At 65.2% G+C, this 16,717-nt stretch carries 20 protein-coding genes; 5 read left to right on the top strand and 15 right to left on the bottom strand.

The features are described from left to right. Positions 1–5 precede the first annotated feature (5 nt). Complete coding sequence (locus H6955_18205; GenBank protein ID MCP5315499.1) at positions 6–788, top strand: zinc-dependent peptidase; 783 nt, start codon at positions 6–8, stop codon at positions 786–788. A 69-nt stretch (positions 789–857) separates the two neighbouring features. On the opposite strand, the gene H6955_18200 is transcribed toward H6955_18205, so the two are convergent. Together H6955_18200 and H6955_18195 are read right to left on the bottom strand one after the other, a co-directional pair. After that, on the bottom strand, positions 858–1,064 hold the full coding sequence (locus tag H6955_18200; protein ID MCP5315498.1) for a DUF2934 domain-containing protein: 207 nt from the start codon (positions 1,062–1,064) through the stop codon (positions 858–860). 108 nt (positions 1,065–1,172) lie between these two features. Continuing rightward, a complete protein-coding gene (locus H6955_18195; protein ID MCP5315497.1) occupies positions 1,173–2,696 on the bottom strand; it encodes a PAS domain S-box protein in 1,524 nt (507 codons plus the stop codon). 372 nt (positions 2,697–3,068) lie between these two features. Between H6955_18195 and H6955_18190 the strand changes: the two genes are divergently transcribed. After that, on the top strand, positions 3,069–4,004 hold the full coding sequence (locus H6955_18190) for a hypothetical protein (GenBank protein MCP5315496.1): 936 nt from the start codon (positions 3,069–3,071) through the stop codon (positions 4,002–4,004). Positions 4,005–4,036: 32 nt separating this feature from the next. Here the strand turns inward: H6955_18190 and H6955_18185 are convergent, their stop codons facing one another. The 7 genes from H6955_18185 to H6955_18155 form a co-directional block, all read right to left on the bottom strand. Then, positions 4,037–4,531, bottom strand: coding sequence for a hypothetical protein (locus H6955_18185; protein ID MCP5315495.1), 495 nt, complete (start codon positions 4,529–4,531; stop codon positions 4,037–4,039). A gap of 304 nt (positions 4,532–4,835) precedes the next feature. Then, positions 4,836–5,429 carry a membrane integrity-associated transporter subunit PqiC gene (locus H6955_18180; GenBank protein ID MCP5315494.1) on the bottom strand — a complete coding sequence of 198 codons (594 nt, stop codon included), beginning with the start codon at positions 5,427–5,429 and terminating at the stop codon, positions 4,836–4,838. Beyond that, entirely contained in the window at positions 5,429–7,027 is a 1,599-nt protein-coding gene (locus H6955_18175) for an MCE family protein (protein ID MCP5315493.1), read from the bottom strand. The genes H6955_18180 and H6955_18175 overlap by 1 nt, the downstream gene beginning before the upstream one ends. Further along, positions 7,002–7,649: a paraquat-inducible protein A gene (locus H6955_18170; protein MCP5315492.1), complete on the bottom strand. Its 648-nt coding sequence runs from the start codon at positions 7,647–7,649 to the stop codon at positions 7,002–7,004. Before H6955_18170 ends, H6955_18175 begins: the two co-directional genes overlap by 26 nt. Then, the gene (locus tag H6955_18165; GenBank protein ID MCP5315491.1) at positions 7,646–8,263 is read right to left on the bottom strand and encodes a paraquat-inducible protein A; all 618 of its coding nucleotides are present in this window, start codon (positions 8,261–8,263) and stop codon (positions 7,646–7,648) included. The genes H6955_18170 and H6955_18165 overlap by 4 nt, the downstream gene beginning before the upstream one ends. A gap of 42 nt (positions 8,264–8,305) precedes the next feature. Then, positions 8,306–9,355 (bottom strand): class I fructose-bisphosphate aldolase, encoded by a 1,050-nt coding sequence (locus tag H6955_18160; protein ID MCP5315490.1) that lies wholly within the window; start codon positions 9,353–9,355, stop codon positions 8,306–8,308. A 217-nt stretch (positions 9,356–9,572) separates the two neighbouring features. Next, positions 9,573–10,034, bottom strand: coding sequence for a CopD family protein (locus tag H6955_18155; protein MCP5315489.1), 462 nt, complete (start codon positions 10,032–10,034; stop codon positions 9,573–9,575). Positions 10,035–10,167: 133 nt separating this feature from the next. On the opposite strand from H6955_18155, the gene H6955_18150 reads away from it, so the two are divergent. The 3 genes from H6955_18150 to greB are packed head-to-tail and all read left to right on the top strand — an operon-like array spanning position 10,168 to position 11,222. Beyond that, positions 10,168–10,542, top strand: coding sequence for a CoA-binding protein (locus H6955_18150; protein MCP5315488.1), 375 nt, complete (start codon positions 10,168–10,170; stop codon positions 10,540–10,542). A gap of 6 nt (positions 10,543–10,548) precedes the next feature. Next, the gene (locus H6955_18145; protein ID MCP5315487.1) at positions 10,549–10,722 is read left to right on the top strand and encodes a hypothetical protein; all 174 of its coding nucleotides are present in this window, start codon (positions 10,549–10,551) and stop codon (positions 10,720–10,722) included. After that, entirely contained in the window at positions 10,719–11,222 is a 504-nt protein-coding gene (gene greB / locus H6955_18140; protein ID MCP5315486.1) for a transcription elongation factor GreB, read from the top strand. The genes H6955_18145 and greB overlap by 4 nt, the downstream gene beginning before the upstream one ends. A 19-nt stretch (positions 11,223–11,241) precedes the next feature. On the opposite strand, the gene H6955_18135 is transcribed toward greB, so the two are convergent. The 6 genes from H6955_18135 to H6955_18110 all read right to left on the bottom strand — a co-directional run bounded on the left by H6955_18135 (position 11,242) and on the right by H6955_18110 (position 16,599). Then, a complete protein-coding gene (locus tag H6955_18135) occupies positions 11,242–11,550 on the bottom strand; it encodes a hypothetical protein (protein MCP5315485.1) in 309 nt (102 codons plus the stop codon). Between the two features lie 167 nt (positions 11,551–11,717). Next, positions 11,718–12,668: an outer membrane lipoprotein-sorting protein gene (locus H6955_18130; GenBank protein ID MCP5315484.1), complete on the bottom strand. Its 951-nt coding sequence runs from the start codon at positions 12,666–12,668 to the stop codon at positions 11,718–11,720. A 20-nt stretch (positions 12,669–12,688) separates the two neighbouring features. Beyond that, positions 12,689–13,105, bottom strand: a complete 417-nt coding sequence (locus tag H6955_18125) for a hypothetical protein (protein MCP5315483.1) — start codon at positions 13,103–13,105, stop codon at positions 12,689–12,691. Positions 13,106–13,254: 149 nt separating this feature from the next. Continuing rightward, on the bottom strand, positions 13,255–13,482 hold the full coding sequence (locus H6955_18120; protein MCP5315482.1) for a hypothetical protein: 228 nt from the start codon (positions 13,480–13,482) through the stop codon (positions 13,255–13,257). Next, the gene (locus H6955_18115; protein ID MCP5315481.1) at positions 13,482–15,722 is read right to left on the bottom strand and encodes a CDGSH iron-sulfur domain-containing protein; all 2,241 of its coding nucleotides are present in this window, start codon (positions 15,720–15,722) and stop codon (positions 13,482–13,484) included. The genes H6955_18120 and H6955_18115 overlap by 1 nt, the downstream gene beginning before the upstream one ends. A gap of 91 nt (positions 15,723–15,813) precedes the next feature. After that, positions 15,814–16,599 (bottom strand): RMD1 family protein, encoded by a 786-nt coding sequence (locus tag H6955_18110; protein ID MCP5315480.1) that lies wholly within the window; start codon positions 16,597–16,599, stop codon positions 15,814–15,816. Between the last annotated feature and the right edge of the window lie 118 nt (positions 16,600–16,717).

Below are 16,717 nucleotides of genomic sequence, written 5' to 3'. Positions count from 1 at the left end.
CCGCCATGCAACGACCGCACTGGCTGACACGATGGTGGCGGCACCGCACCGGGGCAGACCGCCGTATCCCCTTCGCCACATGGCATGCCGCGGTCGACGGCCTCACCTGTCTGCGCGGCCTGTCCGCTGTCGAACGCGCGAGATTGCGTGTGCGGGTCACCTGGTTCCTGCAGCACAAGACCCTGAACGGCGTGCAGGGTCTGGAACTCTCCCCGGCGATGCGCATCCAGATTGCGGCGCAGGCCTGCCTGCCGATCCTCAATCTCGGGACCGAGTACTTTGATGGTTGGTACGAGGTGATCGTCTACCCGGGCAGCTTTCGCGTACCTCGGTCATTCGAGGACGATGCCGGCGTCGTCAGCGAGTCCGAACAGATCCTCAGCGGCGAGGCCTGGGAACGCGGCCCGGTGATTCTGGCGTGGTCGGATATCGAACAGGACCGGTACGACACCGACACGACTTCGAACGTGATCATTCACGAATTCGCGCACAAGCTGGATATGCTGAACGGCAGCGCGAACGGCATGCCGCCGTTGCACGCCGAGATGAGCAGACCCACGTGGACACGGGCCTGGACCACCGCCTATGCGGCGCTCAGGCATCGACTCGCGCGCCATGAGACGCCCACGATCGACCCTTATGGCGAAACCGATCCAGCCGAGTTCTTCGCGGTCGCCAGCGAGTATTTCTTCACCGCCCCATGGTCGCTGCTGGACGAGTTCCCAGCCGTCTACGAGCAACTGCGGCAGTTTTATCGACAGGACCCCGCCGCCCGCCTGGCGCGTTGAAAAGCGCGTGCCGACGCCACGGGCAGGGCGCCGGCAGGCGCCGCAGCCGCAACCGGCGGCCCGCAATGTTCAGTACGACGGAAAGGGTACCGACGCCGCGTCCACTTCGCGCTCTGCCTCTAGCCAGTCGTCGAGTTCGCGGCCCGGGGCAAAACCCCGCTTCTCGGCCTTGTAGTAGGCCGCCAGTTCGATCTTCTTGTGCCGACCATTGCGCGCAAAATCGAACCGACGGGCGATGTCCCTGAACTTTTCATCGGGTGGCAGATCTTCGTTCACAGTTGCCTACCTCCATCCGGCTTGCGGCCCACCTCACCTGAACCGACGGTAGAGGCAGGGTTCCTTGCATCGCGTGCACCCCGGCCGGCGCCGGCGCGAACCCGCGGGCTACCGTGGTCGCTCGATGATGCTCGCCAATACCAGCTGACGGCCCTTGTCGAGGTAGGGATTCAGGCCGACTTCCACCGCCAGCCGCTTTCCGCTCTTCGTCACGGCCACCAGTTCGCGACCGTCACCCATCTTGCGCGCCTCGGGTGCGCTCAGAAAATCGCGTCGGTGCCGAACGTGCGCCTGTTCAAGCTCGTCCGGTAACAGCACCTCGACCGATTTGCCGATCAGTTCACCTCGACTGTATTCCAAAATGGCTTCCGCGGCACGGTTGCACAGTTCGATGGTGCCCTCGGCGTCCACCACCAGCTGGCCGATGCTGCTCGCGTCCACCAGCGCATGAAAGCGCTCCTCCAGTTCCTTCAGGCGCTCCAACTGCGAGGCACGTGCCATCGCGTAGGCCGCATTCAATTCGGCGCGGCGCTCCCGCACATGGCCGCTGAGATAGAGGAACAGCGAGGTCCCGTACACCGCCAGGCCGACCAGCACCGCCAGCGAGATCGGTATCCGGATTTCGCGGCGCATCTCCATCAGCGTATCCACCGGTCGGTGCGCCACCAGGGTCAATGAGAAGTCGTCGGAGATCAGCCGGTCAGCGGTCCCGGTCTGCACCTCGGTGGAACGCGTAAGCTGACGGAATGCATCCACCGGCGCCAGGGTCTGCCAGGTCCACAGCCCGCTCCACGACTCCAGGCTGCCGGAGCGGCGGCGCATCATCTCCTCCCACACCTCGGGAAAGCTCGCCGCGAAACTCAGCGGCTGTTCGCCCCCACTGGCGGCACCACTGATCGCCGGCAGATCGCCATTCAGCAGCATCCCTTCGCGATTGACCAGGAGGTAGTCCGCTTCGCTGCTTTCCTGGCGCAGGTGCTGTACCGCGTTGAACAGATACTGCATCGCAATATTGATCACGAGCACGCCTTGCGGCCGCTTTTCGCTGTCGTACAGGCCCGCTGCAACGCGCAGCGTCGGCCGCGGCGGCAGTTCTACGCTACCGCGTTCGACATTCAGGTCGATGCGCGAGACGTACATCTCCCCCGCCAACAGCCTGTTGGCCGCCGTCACATAGTAGCGATCGGACTTGTCCTGCAGATCGGCGGCGGCGACCGCATAGGGTTCGTCATCATCGCGCTCGATACGCAATCGCTCGCTGCCGTGCTGGTCCAGCCAGCGCACCTGGTGGTAATGCGGGTTGCGACGCGCGAGCGCAAGAAACGAATGCTCGAGTGCCTGCAGATTGCGTGGATTGGGCCTGTCCAACGCATCGGTCGTCGCGGATTCGGTGGCCAGAGACCGCAGGTGGTCGAGCGAGTTGGCGACTTCCGCGCCGATGAAGCCGCCGATATGGTGAAGGCGTGTACCGTCCAGGTCGAGCAGTGTCTCGACGTGGGCATCCATGCGCAGCGAAATGAAGGCAAAACCGACCAAAAGCACCAAAGCGGCGATCGGCAGAAACAGGATAAGGAACTCGTAGACGGGAAAACGCACAGCGCGCCTGTTTGCGGCCCCTTCGGTTTTCTGCATCACGACTTCCTACAACTGCTTCCAGACAACGAACGGATCATAGCATCCGCCGGGCGCCTGCCGGCGAAGCGGCGTGCCGCACCGGCGCGTGCCGCGGCCGTGCGGCGTGTCACAAATATGCGCACGGCACCCAGCACCGCGCTCAAGTCCACCGCACTATCGGCCGAACCAGGATGACGACAGCCGTGCGCTGCGATCGCCGGTACCCCGGGGAGCTACTTTGGAGACCCTTGCCGACACCGCGACCCAGCGATTACTGTTCGGCGTGCGCTGAATGCGGCTACCGGTGGTACCGGGTCCGGTTGAGAGGCGTCTTGGCGTGCCGGATCGCCCGTCCATTCTTTTTCACCGTCGAAAATCGGAGTAAGAAACGTGCGCAGAATTCTCTTGCTAGGTCTGGCGATCGCCGTCGCCGCCTGTGCCCCGGTGCAGGAAAAACCGGAACCGCCGCCCGTCGCCAAGGCACCACGGGTGAAACCCCGCTTCGATCCCCTGGCGATGCTGGAACAGGACACCAAACCCGAACGCGATGGAATTCGCGACAAGCATCGCTATGACCGCAGCATCGGTGCGACATCGGTTGATGGCTTGAAGTATTTCTTTTACGAACCCGGCGGCAAACGCACCGTGGTCGGGTTCTCTTTTCTCAACGACGGCTCGCCAACCATCAATCCGGCCGGCCTGAAGCGCAAAGGCGCGCGTCGTGAATATGCATTCCTGTTTTCCGACCGGGCGCGCGAGAACATCCACCTCGCGGTCAACGACGACGTCAAGCTTTCGGGCCGCTTCAGCCACGACAACATGTTTCGCGAGTTGCATTTCTTCCCCCGCAGACAGCTGCCTTCGGCAGCCGTGGAACACGACAAGGGACGCATCAGGGTCACGCTGCCCACGGGCGAACCGGTTTACTTCGACCAGGATTCGATGGAGCTGACCGGGGGCGCCCTGAGCGAGAGCCCGATCGATTTCAACAAGAGTCGACACCTGCGGCACAACCCCGAGGTCCGTTACACCGGGCAGTATCTCGCGCTGACGGTGGCCCAGAGGGGCGAGGCGCCGCGTCGCGCCAAGGTCTGGGGGCAGACCAAGTTCGCCGAGGTCTACTACCCCGCAAAATACCCCAAGCGCAGCTGCAAGCTGTCACCGAAGTTCATCTGGGACCAGAAACCCAAGCCGGGTGACAACGATCCCAAGCTGACGATGCTGTACCAGACCGACCAGGAACTGTTCGCGATGGTCGAGAAACAGTGCCATTGGGACCTGTCCGAGCTGAAGGACGGCAGTACAAAACTGGCCGGGGTGAAGTAGCCACTGGGAGGCGCGCCGGGATCAGCCGCTGCTCACTCCGGTTGCCCCGGCGTCTCGACCCGGGGCGACCGCCACGCGGCAGCCCGGGCCCTCAATCGCAGGGCCGTGACATCCAGGCGATCGGCGAGCGCCTCGGCGACATGTGCCGCGGCTTGCGACCATCGGTCGCCGCCGGGCAGCGTCTGCAGCAGCCAATAACCGCCGCCGAACGCCGCGACCGCAACGATCAGCACGGCACCGGACACCCGGCCGAGGCGACGCCGCGAATGCCGCACGGCGCGGCCGAATCCGCGCCGGGGCGCATCATCCGGATCGACACCGCCGAAACCCTGACCTGCCTGCTCGACCAGCGTGATACCGGCGTGGGTCGCAAATCGCTCGCGCCCCGGGTCGGCCGCTCTGGCGCCGCCACCTTCCGCCGTATCGAGCAGTACGCCGGGATCGTTGCGCGCCAGTTCGGCGGCAGCCCTACCCACGATCCAACTGTCGGGGAACAGATTTCTACCCGGCGATTCAGTGTCGGTCATGGAGGGGGCTCATCTGAGGTTCAGCACATTGAAGATACATTAGTAAATTATGTTTTTCTAATCTTTAGATTCGCCCGTTCGGCATCAAACGACCAATGATCAGAAGTCGATGATAAGTTGATGGGTGTCAATGCAGCTCTTGCGTACGGCGTCCAAACTTAGCTTAACGCTACACCTTCATTCGAGAAGGTGTTGTGTGGGGTCTCACTCCTCCTGACTATCGAATTCACCCGTCGCACTGCGGCGGGTTTTTTTATCCGCCGCGGGCGGCATCGTCACGCGGCGGCGTGAGCCGCTTCGGCGCTCAACGCGGCCGCTGCGGGCGTTGCGTAAACGCGGCGGCGAGATCATCGCCGAACTGGATCACGAGCGCGCTGAGCGCGGCCGCATAGGCCCCATAGTCGCTCCCCGGGACCGCGCCCCGGTAGGCCGCCTGGCGGGTCAGCAGCACCTCGGCGGTTCGATCGTCGACCAGCGACCAAGCCAGATCGAGCACCACCTCGCCACCCAGCATGCCGTCGAAACGACGTATCTCGACCACGACGCGGTAGTCGGTGTCCGCAGCCACGCGACTCGGGTAGCTGTAGATCCTGTCGGTGCCCAGACGGCGACTGAGGTGTTCGGCGAGGACACGGCTGATCTCCTCCTCCAACAGCCCGCCCCAGCGATTGAACTCGTCGACGCTCAGGCGGTTACCGCCGGCGCGGGTGACGATCTGCGGCCGGTCCAGATAGCCCGGCAGGTCGATCGGCCCCAGCGCGAGCGAGAGGTCCGAACGCGCGACCTGGGGCTCGACGTCAGCCGGGTTCAGCGTGAAGAAGTTTGCCGAAGGCGTCGTCGCACACGCCGCCACGCCCAATGCGACGACCAGTACAACCAGACGTGCGATAGCTTGCATCACGGCGACACCGCCCCCTTTCCGCGAATCAGCGCCTCGGGGTGGCGCTCCAGGTAGTCGGCCATGATACGGAACGAGCGCGCCGCAGAGCCGAGTTCCTGCAACACACGCTGCGCCTCCGCCTGCAATGGCGACGTCGGCGCCAACACCTTCTCCAGCCCACCGAGCGTCGTGCGTGTCGCCTGCAGGGTCTTGTTGAGTTCGGCCACGGTCTCGCGGTCCAGGCGACGCAACAGCGTCTCGGTTGCCGCCATCGTCTGGTGCAGTGCCGAGAGGCTGCGCGCCAGATCCTCGCCCATGCTGTCGAGCGGCAGTCGGGCGATGCGAGAGAACAGACTGCGCAGTTCGTCGAGCGGTGTCGGCACCGTCGGCAGCTGCGGGACATCGCCGCCCCACGCGATGGTGCGCGGCGGATCTTCGGGATAGAAGTCCAGGTCGACGTATTGTGCGCCGCTGACCAGGTTCGCGGTCTTGATCTGCGCACGCAGCCCATCGTCGACCAGTCGGTCCCAGACCGCTCGCGCCTCACTGTCGACGACCACTGCCCCGCTGTCCAGCCCCAGCCAGCCGGGGTCGATCGCGATGACCACCGGGATCCTCGTCGCATGCTTTTCGGCATCGAAATGCAGCCGGAAATCGATCACCTCGCCGATGCGAATACCGCGAAACTCGACCGGCGCACCCGGCTGCAGCCCTCGGATCGACCCGGCAAACTCCAGCTTCCAGCGCTGGTGCGGCGCAGTCTTTCGCAACTCGGCCGCACCCTGATCGGCGAACAGCTCAAACAGGGCGCCGTCCGCGGCCGGTGTTCCGGGCGTTTCGGCGCCCGCACGACCAAACGCGATACCGCCGACCAGGACCGACGCCAGGGAGCCGGTCTGCAGCCTCAAGCCGTCGGTGTCGAACGTCATCGAGACACCGGACAGGTTCCAGAACCGCGTGTCCTCGCCGACCCGCTTGTCGTATGGCGACTTGACGAACACCTGGAGTTCGACGCCGTCGGGGTCACGCAGCGCGTAGTTGACCACGCGCCCGACCTCGATCCCGCGGTACAGGACAGGCGACCCCTCGGACAAGGAACCGAGCGTCTCGGCACGCAAGCGAAACGTCTTGCCCGGCTCGGCCGACGTGACGATCGGGGGCGTTTCCAGGCCATCGAACTCGCGCTGCGGCTCTCCCCCGGTCGACAGGTCGACGCCAATATAGGTGCCGGCCAGCAGGGTGCCCAACCCCGACACCTGGCCGCCGGACAGCCGCGGACGGGCGACCCAGAAGCGCGTGTTGTCGTTCAGGAAGGCCTCGACGTCCTGGTTGAGGCGCGCGCGCACCCGCACCTTGCTGAGGTCCGGGCTGAGTTCGATCGCCTCGACCACACCGACGTCGACGTCCTTGAACCTGACCCGTGTCTTGCCGGCCTCCAGTCCTTCCGCGGTCTCGAAACTGATGCCGACCAGCGGTCCCTCGTGGGTGTAGGCGCGATAACCGAGCCAGACGGCCGCGACCACCGCGACCAGGGGGATCAGCCAGACCGCCGACACACGCCGACGGTCGTCGACAAGGGCCTCGGGAATATCATCGATGGGTGATTGGTTGGACATCTTCGTGCACGTTATCCCAGATCAGACGCGGATCGAAAGTCTTGGCCGCGAGCATCGTCAGCACCACGACCGCCGCGAAATACACCGCGCCGATGCCGGCCTCGACCTCGGCGATCTTGCCGAGATGGACCAGCGCAACCAGGATCGTGACGACGAAAACGTCGACCATCGACCAGCGTCCGACGAATTCGGTGAAGCGATACAGGCGGATGCGGTCCATCGGGCGGGCCGTCGAGCGCAGCTGTACCGAGACGACCAGGAACACCAGGATCGCGATCTTGGTCAACGGCACCAGGATGCTGGCCACGAACACGATCAGCGCCAACGGCCACATGTCGTGCACCAACAGATACTCGGCACCGCTCAGGATTGTGTCCGAACGCGTCCTGCCGAGCTGCGTCGCATGCATGATCGGCAACATGTTGGCCGGCACGTACAACATCATCGCCGCCACAAGGAAGGCCCAGGTGCGCGAGACGCTGCGCGTGATGCGTCGGTGCAGGGCCGCACCACAGCGTGCGCAGCGGACCCGGTGAGCATCCGCCGGACAGTGGTTCACCAGTCCGCAGGTGTGGCATGCGACCAGGTCACGGGTACGCGCGGTCGCCAGCGTGCGGCTCATCGGACACGCTCCCACAGGCGGTGCGGATGCACCTGGGTCGCAGCCCCGGCCAGCACGACGACCAGCAGACCGAGTGACCAGGCCGCCGGCCCGGGGACTATGGTCGCCTGTTCGGACAGCTTCACCGCGGCCACCAGCACACCGAGCAGAAAGATCTCCAGCATGCTCCACGGCAGGACCTCCTGGCTGGCGCGCAGTGCGCGTGCAAACCCGGGCGGCCGACGCCCGAGCGCCAGCGGCAGGTGGATGTAGATCAGCAGCGCGATGTGCACCAGCGGCGCGAGCACGGTGGTCAGCAACACGATACTCGCCAGCAGCGGCCTTCCCTGCAGGAACAGTTCGCGGATGCCGGCCAACAGGTAGGTCGTGTCACGCTGCCCCTGGACGATGAAATCGAGCAACGGAAACGCATTGCTGAGCACGAACAGGACCAGTGCGGTCAGGCCGAGCGCCAGCGGTACCGCGACGGCGTCGTGTCCGCTGGTGTGCAGCACGCAGCCGCAGCGGCGGCAACGCACCCGGCCGCGACCGTGTTCGGGTGGCAGTCGCTGGAGCAGGTCGCACTCGTGGCAGGCGATCAGGTTGTGGTAGACAGGTGCAACGTCCGGCTGCATCACCGGAGACTACCAGAACGCCGCGCCGAGCGGCGCGACCGGTCAGGCGATCGTCACCTGGTCGGACAGGTAGACGTCCTGGATCGCGTTCAGCAGGCGTACGCCGTCCTGCATGGGCTTCTGGAATGCCTTGCGTCCCGAGATCAGGCCCATGCCACCTGCGCGCTTGTTGATCACCGCGGTACGCACTGCCTGATGCAGATCGTCGTGACCGGAAGGGCCGCCCGAATTGATCATCCCGATCCGCCCCATGTAGCAGTTCGCGACCTGGTAACGCACCAGGTCGATCGGATGCTCGCTGGTCAGCTCGTCGTAGACCTTGGGGTGCGTCTTGCCGAAGCCGATCGCCCGGTAACCGCCGTTGCAGGTGGCCTGCTTCTGCTTGACGATATCGGCCTCGATCGTCACCGCGAGGTGGTTCGCCTGGCCGGTGAGATCGGCCGACTCGTGGTAATCCACCCCGTCCTTCTTGAAGGCGCTGTTGCGCAGGTAGGCCCACAGCACCGTGACCATCCCGAGTTCGTGGGCGCGCTGGAACGCCTCGCTGATCTCGCCGATCTGCCGTCGCGACTCCGCTGAACCGAAGTAGATCGTCGCGCCCACGGCGACCGCCCCCATGTCGAACGCCTGCTCGACGCTGGCGAACAGCGTCTGGTCGTAGATGCTCGGATAGCTCAGCAGCTCGTTGTGGTTGAGCTTGACCAGGAACGGGATCTTGTGCGCGTAGCGGCGCCCGACCGCACCGAGTACACCGAGGGTCGACGCGACCGCGTTGCATCCGCCGGCGATCGCCAGTTCGACGATGTTCTGCGGATCGAAGTAGATCGGGTTGGGTGCGAACGAGGCGCCGCCGGCGTGTTCCACACCCTGATCCACCGGCAGGATCGACAGGTAGCCGGTACCACCGAGCCGGCCGTGCCCGAACAGCGTCTGCATGCCGCGCAGCACCCCGGGCTTGCGGTCGCTCAGGGCCACCACCCGGTCGACGAAATCCCCGCCCGGCAGCTGCAGCATGTCCTGCGCGATCGTGGTGCAACGGTGTTCCAGCAGATACCCGGCCTCGTCACCGAGCAGTTGTACGACGTCGGTCATTGGTCCTCACCCCCTACTGCGACCCAAGGGCAAAGATAGATCGCGCGCGAACGGCGGCGACGGAAAACACCGCCACGACAAAATGGCCATCGCTACGAGCCATTCAGCGCCCGACCCCTCCCTTCAAAACCACTTTTGTTCCGGTGGGTTGCGTCGCCAGTGCCGCATCCCCGGGCACGCGGCGACAGAATCCTGGAACCGGGCAGGCGCCACCGGATCAAGGCACGAAATAGCGCCCGCCGGCACCGACCGCGATCGTCAGCAGGCCGATCAGGGTGTTGATCCCGACCAGCATACGGATCTGCGCCAGCGCCTTGCCGCCGGCCGGCCAGTCCTGCGCCGCGACGGCACGCTTCAGCCGGCCATAGGGGGCGAAAAACACGTGCAGGAAGATCAGCATCATCAGCAGGCCGAGGCCGAACATCGCGTGCACGTACAGGGCGACCGCGCCCATGCCGCCGAGCACAGCGAAGATCATCCATAGGCCGGTCGCGAGGATCACGCCGATGGACACCCAGACCCACGGAAAGAACCGGCCGAACACCCCGACCCACAACGGAAGACGCTGCGGCGGCTCGAGCAGCGACGCGGCCACCGGGCGCAACGCCATGTAAGCGAAAAACATACCGCCGACCCAGATCACGACGGCGATCACATGCAACAGAACCGCGGCACCCAACATCTTTCCAGTCTCCAAACGATAACGATACCCGGCATTCTACGGAGCAATGCGCATCGCGGCACCCTGTACGACGGGGTTATCATGCGCCGTCCGAAACGCCTCGCTTCCGTCACCAGACCGGGCCAGACCAATGCAAAACGCGTCACATCACGTTGCCGTACTGGGCGCCAGCCCAAAACCCGCACGCTATGCAAATCAATGCATCCGGCTGCTGAAACAGCACGGTTACCGGATCACGCCGATCCATCCGCGCTTCGAGGAGGTCGAGGCGCTACCGGTGACACACAGCCTGGACGAGATCACCGAACCGGTCGACACCCTCACGCTGTACGTCGGTCCGCAGCTGCTCGAGCCGCAGACCGAGGCGATCGTGCGCCTGCGGCCGGGACGGGTGATCTTCAATCCCGGCACCGAGAGCCGCGTCGTCCAGGGGCAGCTCGATGCGGCCGGCATCGAATGGCTGGAGGCCTGCACGCTGGTCATGGTGCGTACCGGCCAGTTCTGACGACGGATGTTCCTCGGTCTGGCGTTGCTCCTGGGTGCACTGCTCTGGGCTCGCGACATCCGTCGGCGCGCGGACGGTGAGGTGCCACGCTACCGGGGGCCGTTGACGATGGGCGGCATCGGTGTCGGCGTGTTCCTGTTCTACCTGTGGCTGGTGACCCGCGGGGTCTCGGGTTCGTGAGCGGCAAACAGACTCCAGGCCCGGCGCGTTCGCCGTACATCACCCGCGAAGGCTGGGAGACGCTCAACCAGGAGCAGGACGCGCTGTGGAAGCGTCGCCGCAAGGTGGTGACCCACCTCGCCGCCGCCGCCGCCGAGGGTGACCGATCGGAGAACGCCGAGTACATCTACCGCAAGAAGCAACTGCGCGAGATCGACCGGCGCATCCGCTATCTGCAGAAGCGCCTGCCGGAACTCCAGGTGGTGCACGCGTTTCCGGAAAACGCCGAACGGGTGTTCTTCGGCGCATGGATCACGCTACGCGACAGCGGCGGCCAGGAGGTCACCTACCGCATCGTCGGCGCCGACGAGTCCGACCATCGGCGCAACTGGATCAGCATCGATTCACCGATGGCGCGCGCCCTGCTTCGCCACGCCCTCGACGAGACCGTTCTGGTGCACACGCCGTCCGGTGCGGCCGAATGGGAGATTCAAGCGATTCGCTACACCGAGCACGAATGACGGCGGCGCGTCGTCGGCGTCAATCGCAGCCGTCGCTCTCGACTACCGCCTCGCCGCCGGCGCCGGGGGGAGGAAGATGGTGGATGCGGATGAACATCATGTGTTGCATCCGATCGTAGTGCGTGTCCAGGGCCCGGTTCACCTGGCGGGCGTCGAGCCCGTCGTAGATCACCACACTGCCGGCCACCTCTTGTGCCAGCTGTGCCGTGGTTGGCTGCATCAGCCGTTTGAGTTGCCAGTCGTCGTCGGCCACCGCACTGGCGGTGGTCGTCAGCAGCGCCGCCGCGGCACCGGTTAGATGGTGGATCGCCCCGTGATGTAAGTCCATTTGTGACTCTCCCCGCGCCTGATCGCTGGGCACTCGGCGCATGACGTTTCGCCCATACGCAAAAGTCTAGTAAGCATTCTTACCAGGCCAAGCGAAACGGGGTCGGAAAGGCCATGGCGTGGATGTAGTCTTTGGCCTACGCGGCGGCGCCGGGTCGCGCGACGCCGTCAGCGCTTGATCTTGCGCAGCGTCGATTCCGACCAGAAACGGGACGATTCACCGGTATTGATCCGGATCACCGATTGCGGAATGACCGCCCAGCTTTCGTTGCCAGTGGTCAGGTCGAGGCCGTACCAGGTCTTCCAGAACAGCGCGCGCGGGTCGGAGGTCTTGCCGGCTTCGACCACCCCCCAGTCACGATCGATGACCTTCACCAGCTTGCCGTCCTTGTAATACAGCGTGCGGTAGTCGGCGAAGCTCTGCGTGTCCACGTAACTGATGCGGTAGTCGTACCACCAGTTCACGAACTTGGTGGTGCTCTTGAGCCCGTAGACCTCCTTGTTCACGTGTCGGCAGCTGCGCTTGGGCAGGGTGCCGGCGAAACGGAACAGCTGACCCTCGAGGTCGCTCATCACACCGAGACAGGTGCGCATCGGTTTGCGCCCGAGGACTTCGTGGGTCTCGTGCCGCGGCTTGCGCAGCGTCACGTCGCCGAAGGTGAATACGCTCCCGCCCCATGCCTGGTCGTGCTCGGGTTCCGCAAAGCGGCGTATCTTGCGCAGCGCCGGCAACCACACCAGGTAGCTCTGGCTGCGCGAGTCGTCGTCGAAGTCGGTGACCAGCATGCCGGTCCCCTGCAAGCGACCCGACCGGAAGATCGCCAGGTCGCGCGAGTTGATCACATCGTCATCGTCGTAGGCATTGTTGAGATGCCGCTCGACCGCGACCGTGGACACCCCACCGCCATCGTCCCGGTTGATCAGCACGGCACTGCTGGCGCCACGGCTGTCGATCGAGAAGTTTTCGAACGCCAGGAAGTGATTGGCGAAATACACCTGTTTCGCGATCTCCTCCCCGCTGGGCGTGCCTTTCGGCAAGGGCAGACTGCGGTCCACGCTGCTGCCCGCAAAGACGATCGCCGTCAACAGGCTGAATGACAATGCCGATACCGGCCTGATGAGATTGCGCATATCGCCCCCTAGTCCCGCGGTACGTTGGTGATCGCCCGGTCGCGCGACGATGCCGTGCGCCCGCTGCGCAGCGCGAAGATGCTGCTGCGCACGCTGCCGAGATCACCGGTCTTCAGGTAATCCTCCCAAACCGAGGTCTTCTGGTACTCGGGGAGACGCACGAAGAGGATGTAGGTACCGGGCAGTCGGCGCTTCAGAAAGGACTCGAACGCCTCCAGGTTGGCGGTGCCGTCGTCGACGCCACCGGTACCGCCTCCGGCTATCCAGGATGAACCGGGCGGTGCGGCGAAGGCGCCACTGCCGAACTCGTCGGCATCGGCCTGGATCGCCGCGACATAGTCGTCGGGCATCGCCTGCGCGGCCGAACCCCAACCCCCCACGACAACAAGCAGGATCGCGGCCACGCGATACTGTTCGAACAACATACGGACCTCCTACGCCGAAACGGAGTGGCACCCTGTGTTGCTGCGTATCGGGTGACTCGAACTGTTCCTATCAGTGCTATGCGGCGTCCGCATGCCAAACTTTATAAGGGAAAGGACTAGGCCTCTCGACAGACTTTTTGTCGCAAAGCTCAGAGGCGCAGGATCGCGGCGCCGAGATAGGCGACACTGGCGAGCACCAGGCCAGCACTCCACACCTGCAACCACAGCACGCGCCCCCGGCGTCCCAGCCACAGCAACAGGACACCGATCACCAGGGCGAGTGCCACGGTGAAATTCAACATGAAATGCAGACCTTCGCTCTGCGAATACAGCGGCAGCTCCTCGATCGGCGTCGCCTCGGTCGCCTGGTAACGCATCAGATCAACTCCCCGTCGGTGAACACCTCGACCAGGGCCGGACCGTCGTACGCGAGGGCGCGCCTCAGCGCCTCATGCAGTTCGCCGTCCTGCCGGACCTGGATGCCGAGGCCACCGCAATCCTTCGCGAACGCCGCGAAATCCGGATTGCGCAGCGCGGTCTGCCAGACCGGCCAGTGCCCGGCACGCTGCTCCTTGCTGATCTTGCCGAGTTCGTGATTGTTCAGCAGCACGTGCGTCAGGTTCATGCCGTAGTGGACCGCGGTCGTGAACTCGGCCATGTACTGGCCGAATCCGCCGTCGCCGCTCACCGATATCACCTGGCGACCGCGATAGTCCGCCTGTGCCTCGGTCGCCGCCCAGGCACCCATCGCGGCGGGAAACGCGAACCCGATCGAACCGAGATAGCCGGACATCAGGATGCGCTGACCGCGGCATTCGAAGTACCGGCCGAACGAGTAGGTATTGTTGCCGACATCCACCGCGATCACGGCGTCATCGGGTGCCAGTTCCGAGAGCGCCGCGAACAGCGTCGCCGAATTCACGCCCTTGCCGCGGTCACGCGCGCGCCGCGCGGCCTTCTCATCACGCCAGATACGCCAGCGTTCGGCGATCTCCGGCCGCTGGTCGACCGCCCCGGTCTCCTCCGGCAGCGCGCGCCACAGCCACTCCGCGGTCAAGCCGATCTCGCCGAGCACCGGCAAGGTGACCGGATGGAACTTGCCCAGGGTCATGGGATCGAAATCCACCTGGATGATCGTCTTGTTGGCACTGATGCCCGTGTGGTCGGCGAAACTGGCGCCGAACACCACCAACAGGTCGGCCTCGTTCATGCACCAGCTCGCGACCGGCGTACCGCTGCGCCCGAGTACGCCGGCGGCATGTGGATGGTCGTCGGCGATCTGGCCCTTGGCCTTGAAGGTGGTCAGCACCGGCGCCTTGAGCTTGTGCGCCAGCTGTTCGATGGGCTGCATGCGGCCAACCGCGCCGTAGCCGACGATGATCGCCGGGCGCCGCGCATCCTTGAGCATCTGCAGTGCCGAGGCCAGGGCGTCAACCGCCGGTAACATCCGCCGGTCGCCAAGACGGCCATCCGGGCCGCCGGGTTGCGCACCGTCTGGTGCGGGCAGGGTCTGCACCTCGTCGGGGAAGATCAGGTGTGCGACATCGCGCTCGACGGTCGCGTGCTTGCAGGCCAGGTTCATCAGCTCGACCTGGCGCGAATCACGCAGCACGGTCTGACTGAAGCGTGCGACCGGCGCGAACGCCGCGGCGAGCTCGATCTCCTGGAAGGCCCCGGGCCCGAGTACCTGGCTGTTCACCTGACCGGTCAGCGCCAGCACCGGCGCACGGTCGACCTTCGCGTCCCACAGGCCGGTCAGCAGGTTGGTGGCCCCGGGACCGGCGATACTCAGGCACGCCGCGGGGACACCGGTCAACTTCGCATAGCCCGACGCGGCAAACGCCGCCGCCCCCTCGTGGCGGATGCCGATGTACCGTAGCTGGCCGCTCTGCTCGAGCACGCGCAGGGCATCGGCCAGTCCGAGGTTGGAGTGCCCGACCATGCCGAAGACATGCGTGACACCCCAGTTGACCATGGTCTGCGCCATCAGGTCGCTGACCGTCGGCTGCCGTTCGGTCGATTCGCGCACCGCGACATAGATGCCATCGTCGCGCTGCTCGACCGGAAAGGTGCGTACCTGGTCGGCATGGCCGCCTGGGGCGCGACCGGTCAGCGGATCGAAGTCCCAGCCATGCCAGGGACACCGCAGCCAGCAGTCGTCTTGACCATCGTTGCACTCGATGCTGCCCTCGCCCAGCGGGCCGCCCTGGTGCGGGCAGGCGTTGTCGAGCGCGCCGATCCTGCCGGCATGGGCGGTCAGTGCAATCGCCTGCCGGCCGGCCTGCACGGTGCGCACCTCGCCATCACGCAGTTCACCGGGCTCGGCGACCTTGTACCAGACGGTCTGCAGGCCGTCCTGCGCGTCGAGGTCCTCCTGGGTGACCTGTTTGTGCGAGCCGTCGCACAGCGGTGGCTTCGCCGTGCGCTTGCACAGGCAGAAGAAATAACGGTCGTCCTTGTCGGCGGTGAACGCCAGCGGCTCGATACCGGTGCCCTCGTGCGAGCCGTCGCAGAAAGGCTGCTGTTTGGAGCGCCCGCAGGCGCACCACCAGACCGTCTCGCCGGCTTTGAGCGCGACTGCCTGCGGCTTGGTGTCGGCGATGTAGGCTTTACTCAAGGTGCACCTCCAGGTTCGGCTTTCGCTGATCCCGGCACCTTTCCTCCGCCCGACGGCGTCAGTGCAGCGCGACCCGCCTGCATCCCGGGGTTCAGTGCAGGAACAGTTCGTAGAGTGTCAGACCGATCTCTACCACGATCAGGATCACGATATACCACTCGACCCGCAGGGTGCGCTGCGCCTGCACCAGGTCGAGCAGGGTCTCGGCAGTCGTACTGACCAGCCGCAGCTTCGCCTCCAGGGCGCTGCGCCGTTCGGGGATCTCGAACTCCTGCTCGAGGCGCTGAAACAGCCGTTCGCGCTCGGGATGCTCCCACAACAGATCGGGTTTCTCGCCGACCTCGGCGCGTCCGACCATGCGGTGTTGTACCAGCAGGGTCTCGCCGATCTGCGCGACCAGGCGGCGCGATTGCCAGCTGCGGTAGTGCCCGCCGCTGAGTTCCTCGGCCAGCGGCTCGACGCGATCGAAGGTCGCCGCGATCAGGCGTTCATGGTGATCCAGCACCACGCTCTTCGCCAGCACATCGGCCACCACCTGCAGGTTCAGGAGGTCATCGGCATCGAGCTGCAGGATCCCCTCACGCAGCAGCTCGCCAGCGCCGGACACGACTGAAAACTCCAGCGTCTCGAACTCGCCGTGGTCGACGGGCTCGGTCGTCAGACCGCGCAGGCCCGCGATGAACGAGGCCTGCTGCAGCGGGGCCACGTCGAAGAACACCACCACGCCGAATCGCTGTATCACCGCGATACCACCGCCGCTGACCTCGACGGTGAGCGGACTGCCCGACATCAGGGGTGCCTGCAACAATGGCCGAACATTGATGCGCCGACCGATCAGGACGGCGTGGGCAAAGCGCGAGGTCGTCGGTTCGGTCATGGAAATCTGGGCATGGCGCGGCTGACGCCGCGAGCGAGACTTTAGGCGCAATCCACGACGCCGACAATCGCCCGCCGCAACCGGCGATGTCGCTTGCACCGTACGGGTTTCTCCGCCC

It is taken from the genome of Chromatiaceae bacterium, assembly GCA_024235395.1.
Classification (GTDB): Bacteria; Pseudomonadota; Gammaproteobacteria; order Chromatiales; family Chromatiaceae; genus Thiosocius.
The sequence above is the reverse complement of the archived record's forward strand: the minus strand, read 5'-3'. Positions and strand labels throughout refer to the sequence as shown.

What these genes read in the sequence shown, in the direction of transcription:
- H6955_18205 (MCP5315499.1), top strand. Translation starts at nt 6, where the DNA reads ATGCAACGACCGCACTGGCTGACACGATGGTGGCGGCACCGCACCGGG.
- H6955_18195 (MCP5315497.1), bottom strand. Translation starts at nt 2,696, where the DNA reads ATGCAGAAAACCGAAGGGGCCGCAAACAGGCGCGCTGTGCGTTTTCCC.
- H6955_18185 (MCP5315495.1), bottom strand. Translation starts at nt 4,531, where the DNA reads ATGACCGACACTGAATCGCCGGGTAGAAATCTGTTCCCCGACAGTTGG.
- H6955_18180 (MCP5315494.1), bottom strand. Translation starts at nt 5,429, where the DNA reads ATGCAAGCTATCGCACGTCTGGTTGTACTGGTCGTCGCATTGGGCGTG.
- H6955_18175 (MCP5315493.1), bottom strand. Translation starts at nt 7,027, where the DNA reads ATGTCCAACCAATCACCCATCGATGATATTCCCGAGGCCCTTGTCGAC.
- H6955_18170 (MCP5315492.1), bottom strand. Translation starts at nt 7,649, where the DNA reads ATGAGCCGCACGCTGGCGACCGCGCGTACCCGTGACCTGGTCGCATGC.
- H6955_18165 (MCP5315491.1), bottom strand. Translation starts at nt 8,263, where the DNA reads ATGCAGCCGGACGTTGCACCTGTCTACCACAACCTGATCGCCTGCCAC.
- H6955_18160 (MCP5315490.1), bottom strand. Translation starts at nt 9,355, where the DNA reads ATGACCGACGTCGTACAACTGCTCGGTGACGAGGCCGGGTATCTGCTG.
- H6955_18150 (MCP5315488.1), top strand. Translation starts at nt 10,168, where the DNA reads ATGCAAAACGCGTCACATCACGTTGCCGTACTGGGCGCCAGCCCAAAA.
- H6955_18145 (MCP5315487.1), top strand. Translation starts at nt 10,549, where the DNA reads ATGTTCCTCGGTCTGGCGTTGCTCCTGGGTGCACTGCTCTGGGCTCGC.
- H6955_18135 (MCP5315485.1), bottom strand. Translation starts at nt 11,550, where the DNA reads ATGGACTTACATCACGGGGCGATCCACCATCTAACCGGTGCCGCGGCG.
- H6955_18125 (MCP5315483.1), bottom strand. Translation starts at nt 13,105, where the DNA reads ATGTTGTTCGAACAGTATCGCGTGGCCGCGATCCTGCTTGTTGTCGTG.
- H6955_18120 (MCP5315482.1), bottom strand. Translation starts at nt 13,482, where the DNA reads ATGCGTTACCAGGCGACCGAGGCGACGCCGATCGAGGAGCTGCCGCTG.
- H6955_18110 (MCP5315480.1), bottom strand. Translation starts at nt 16,599, where the DNA reads ATGACCGAACCGACGACCTCGCGCTTTGCCCACGCCGTCCTGATCGGT.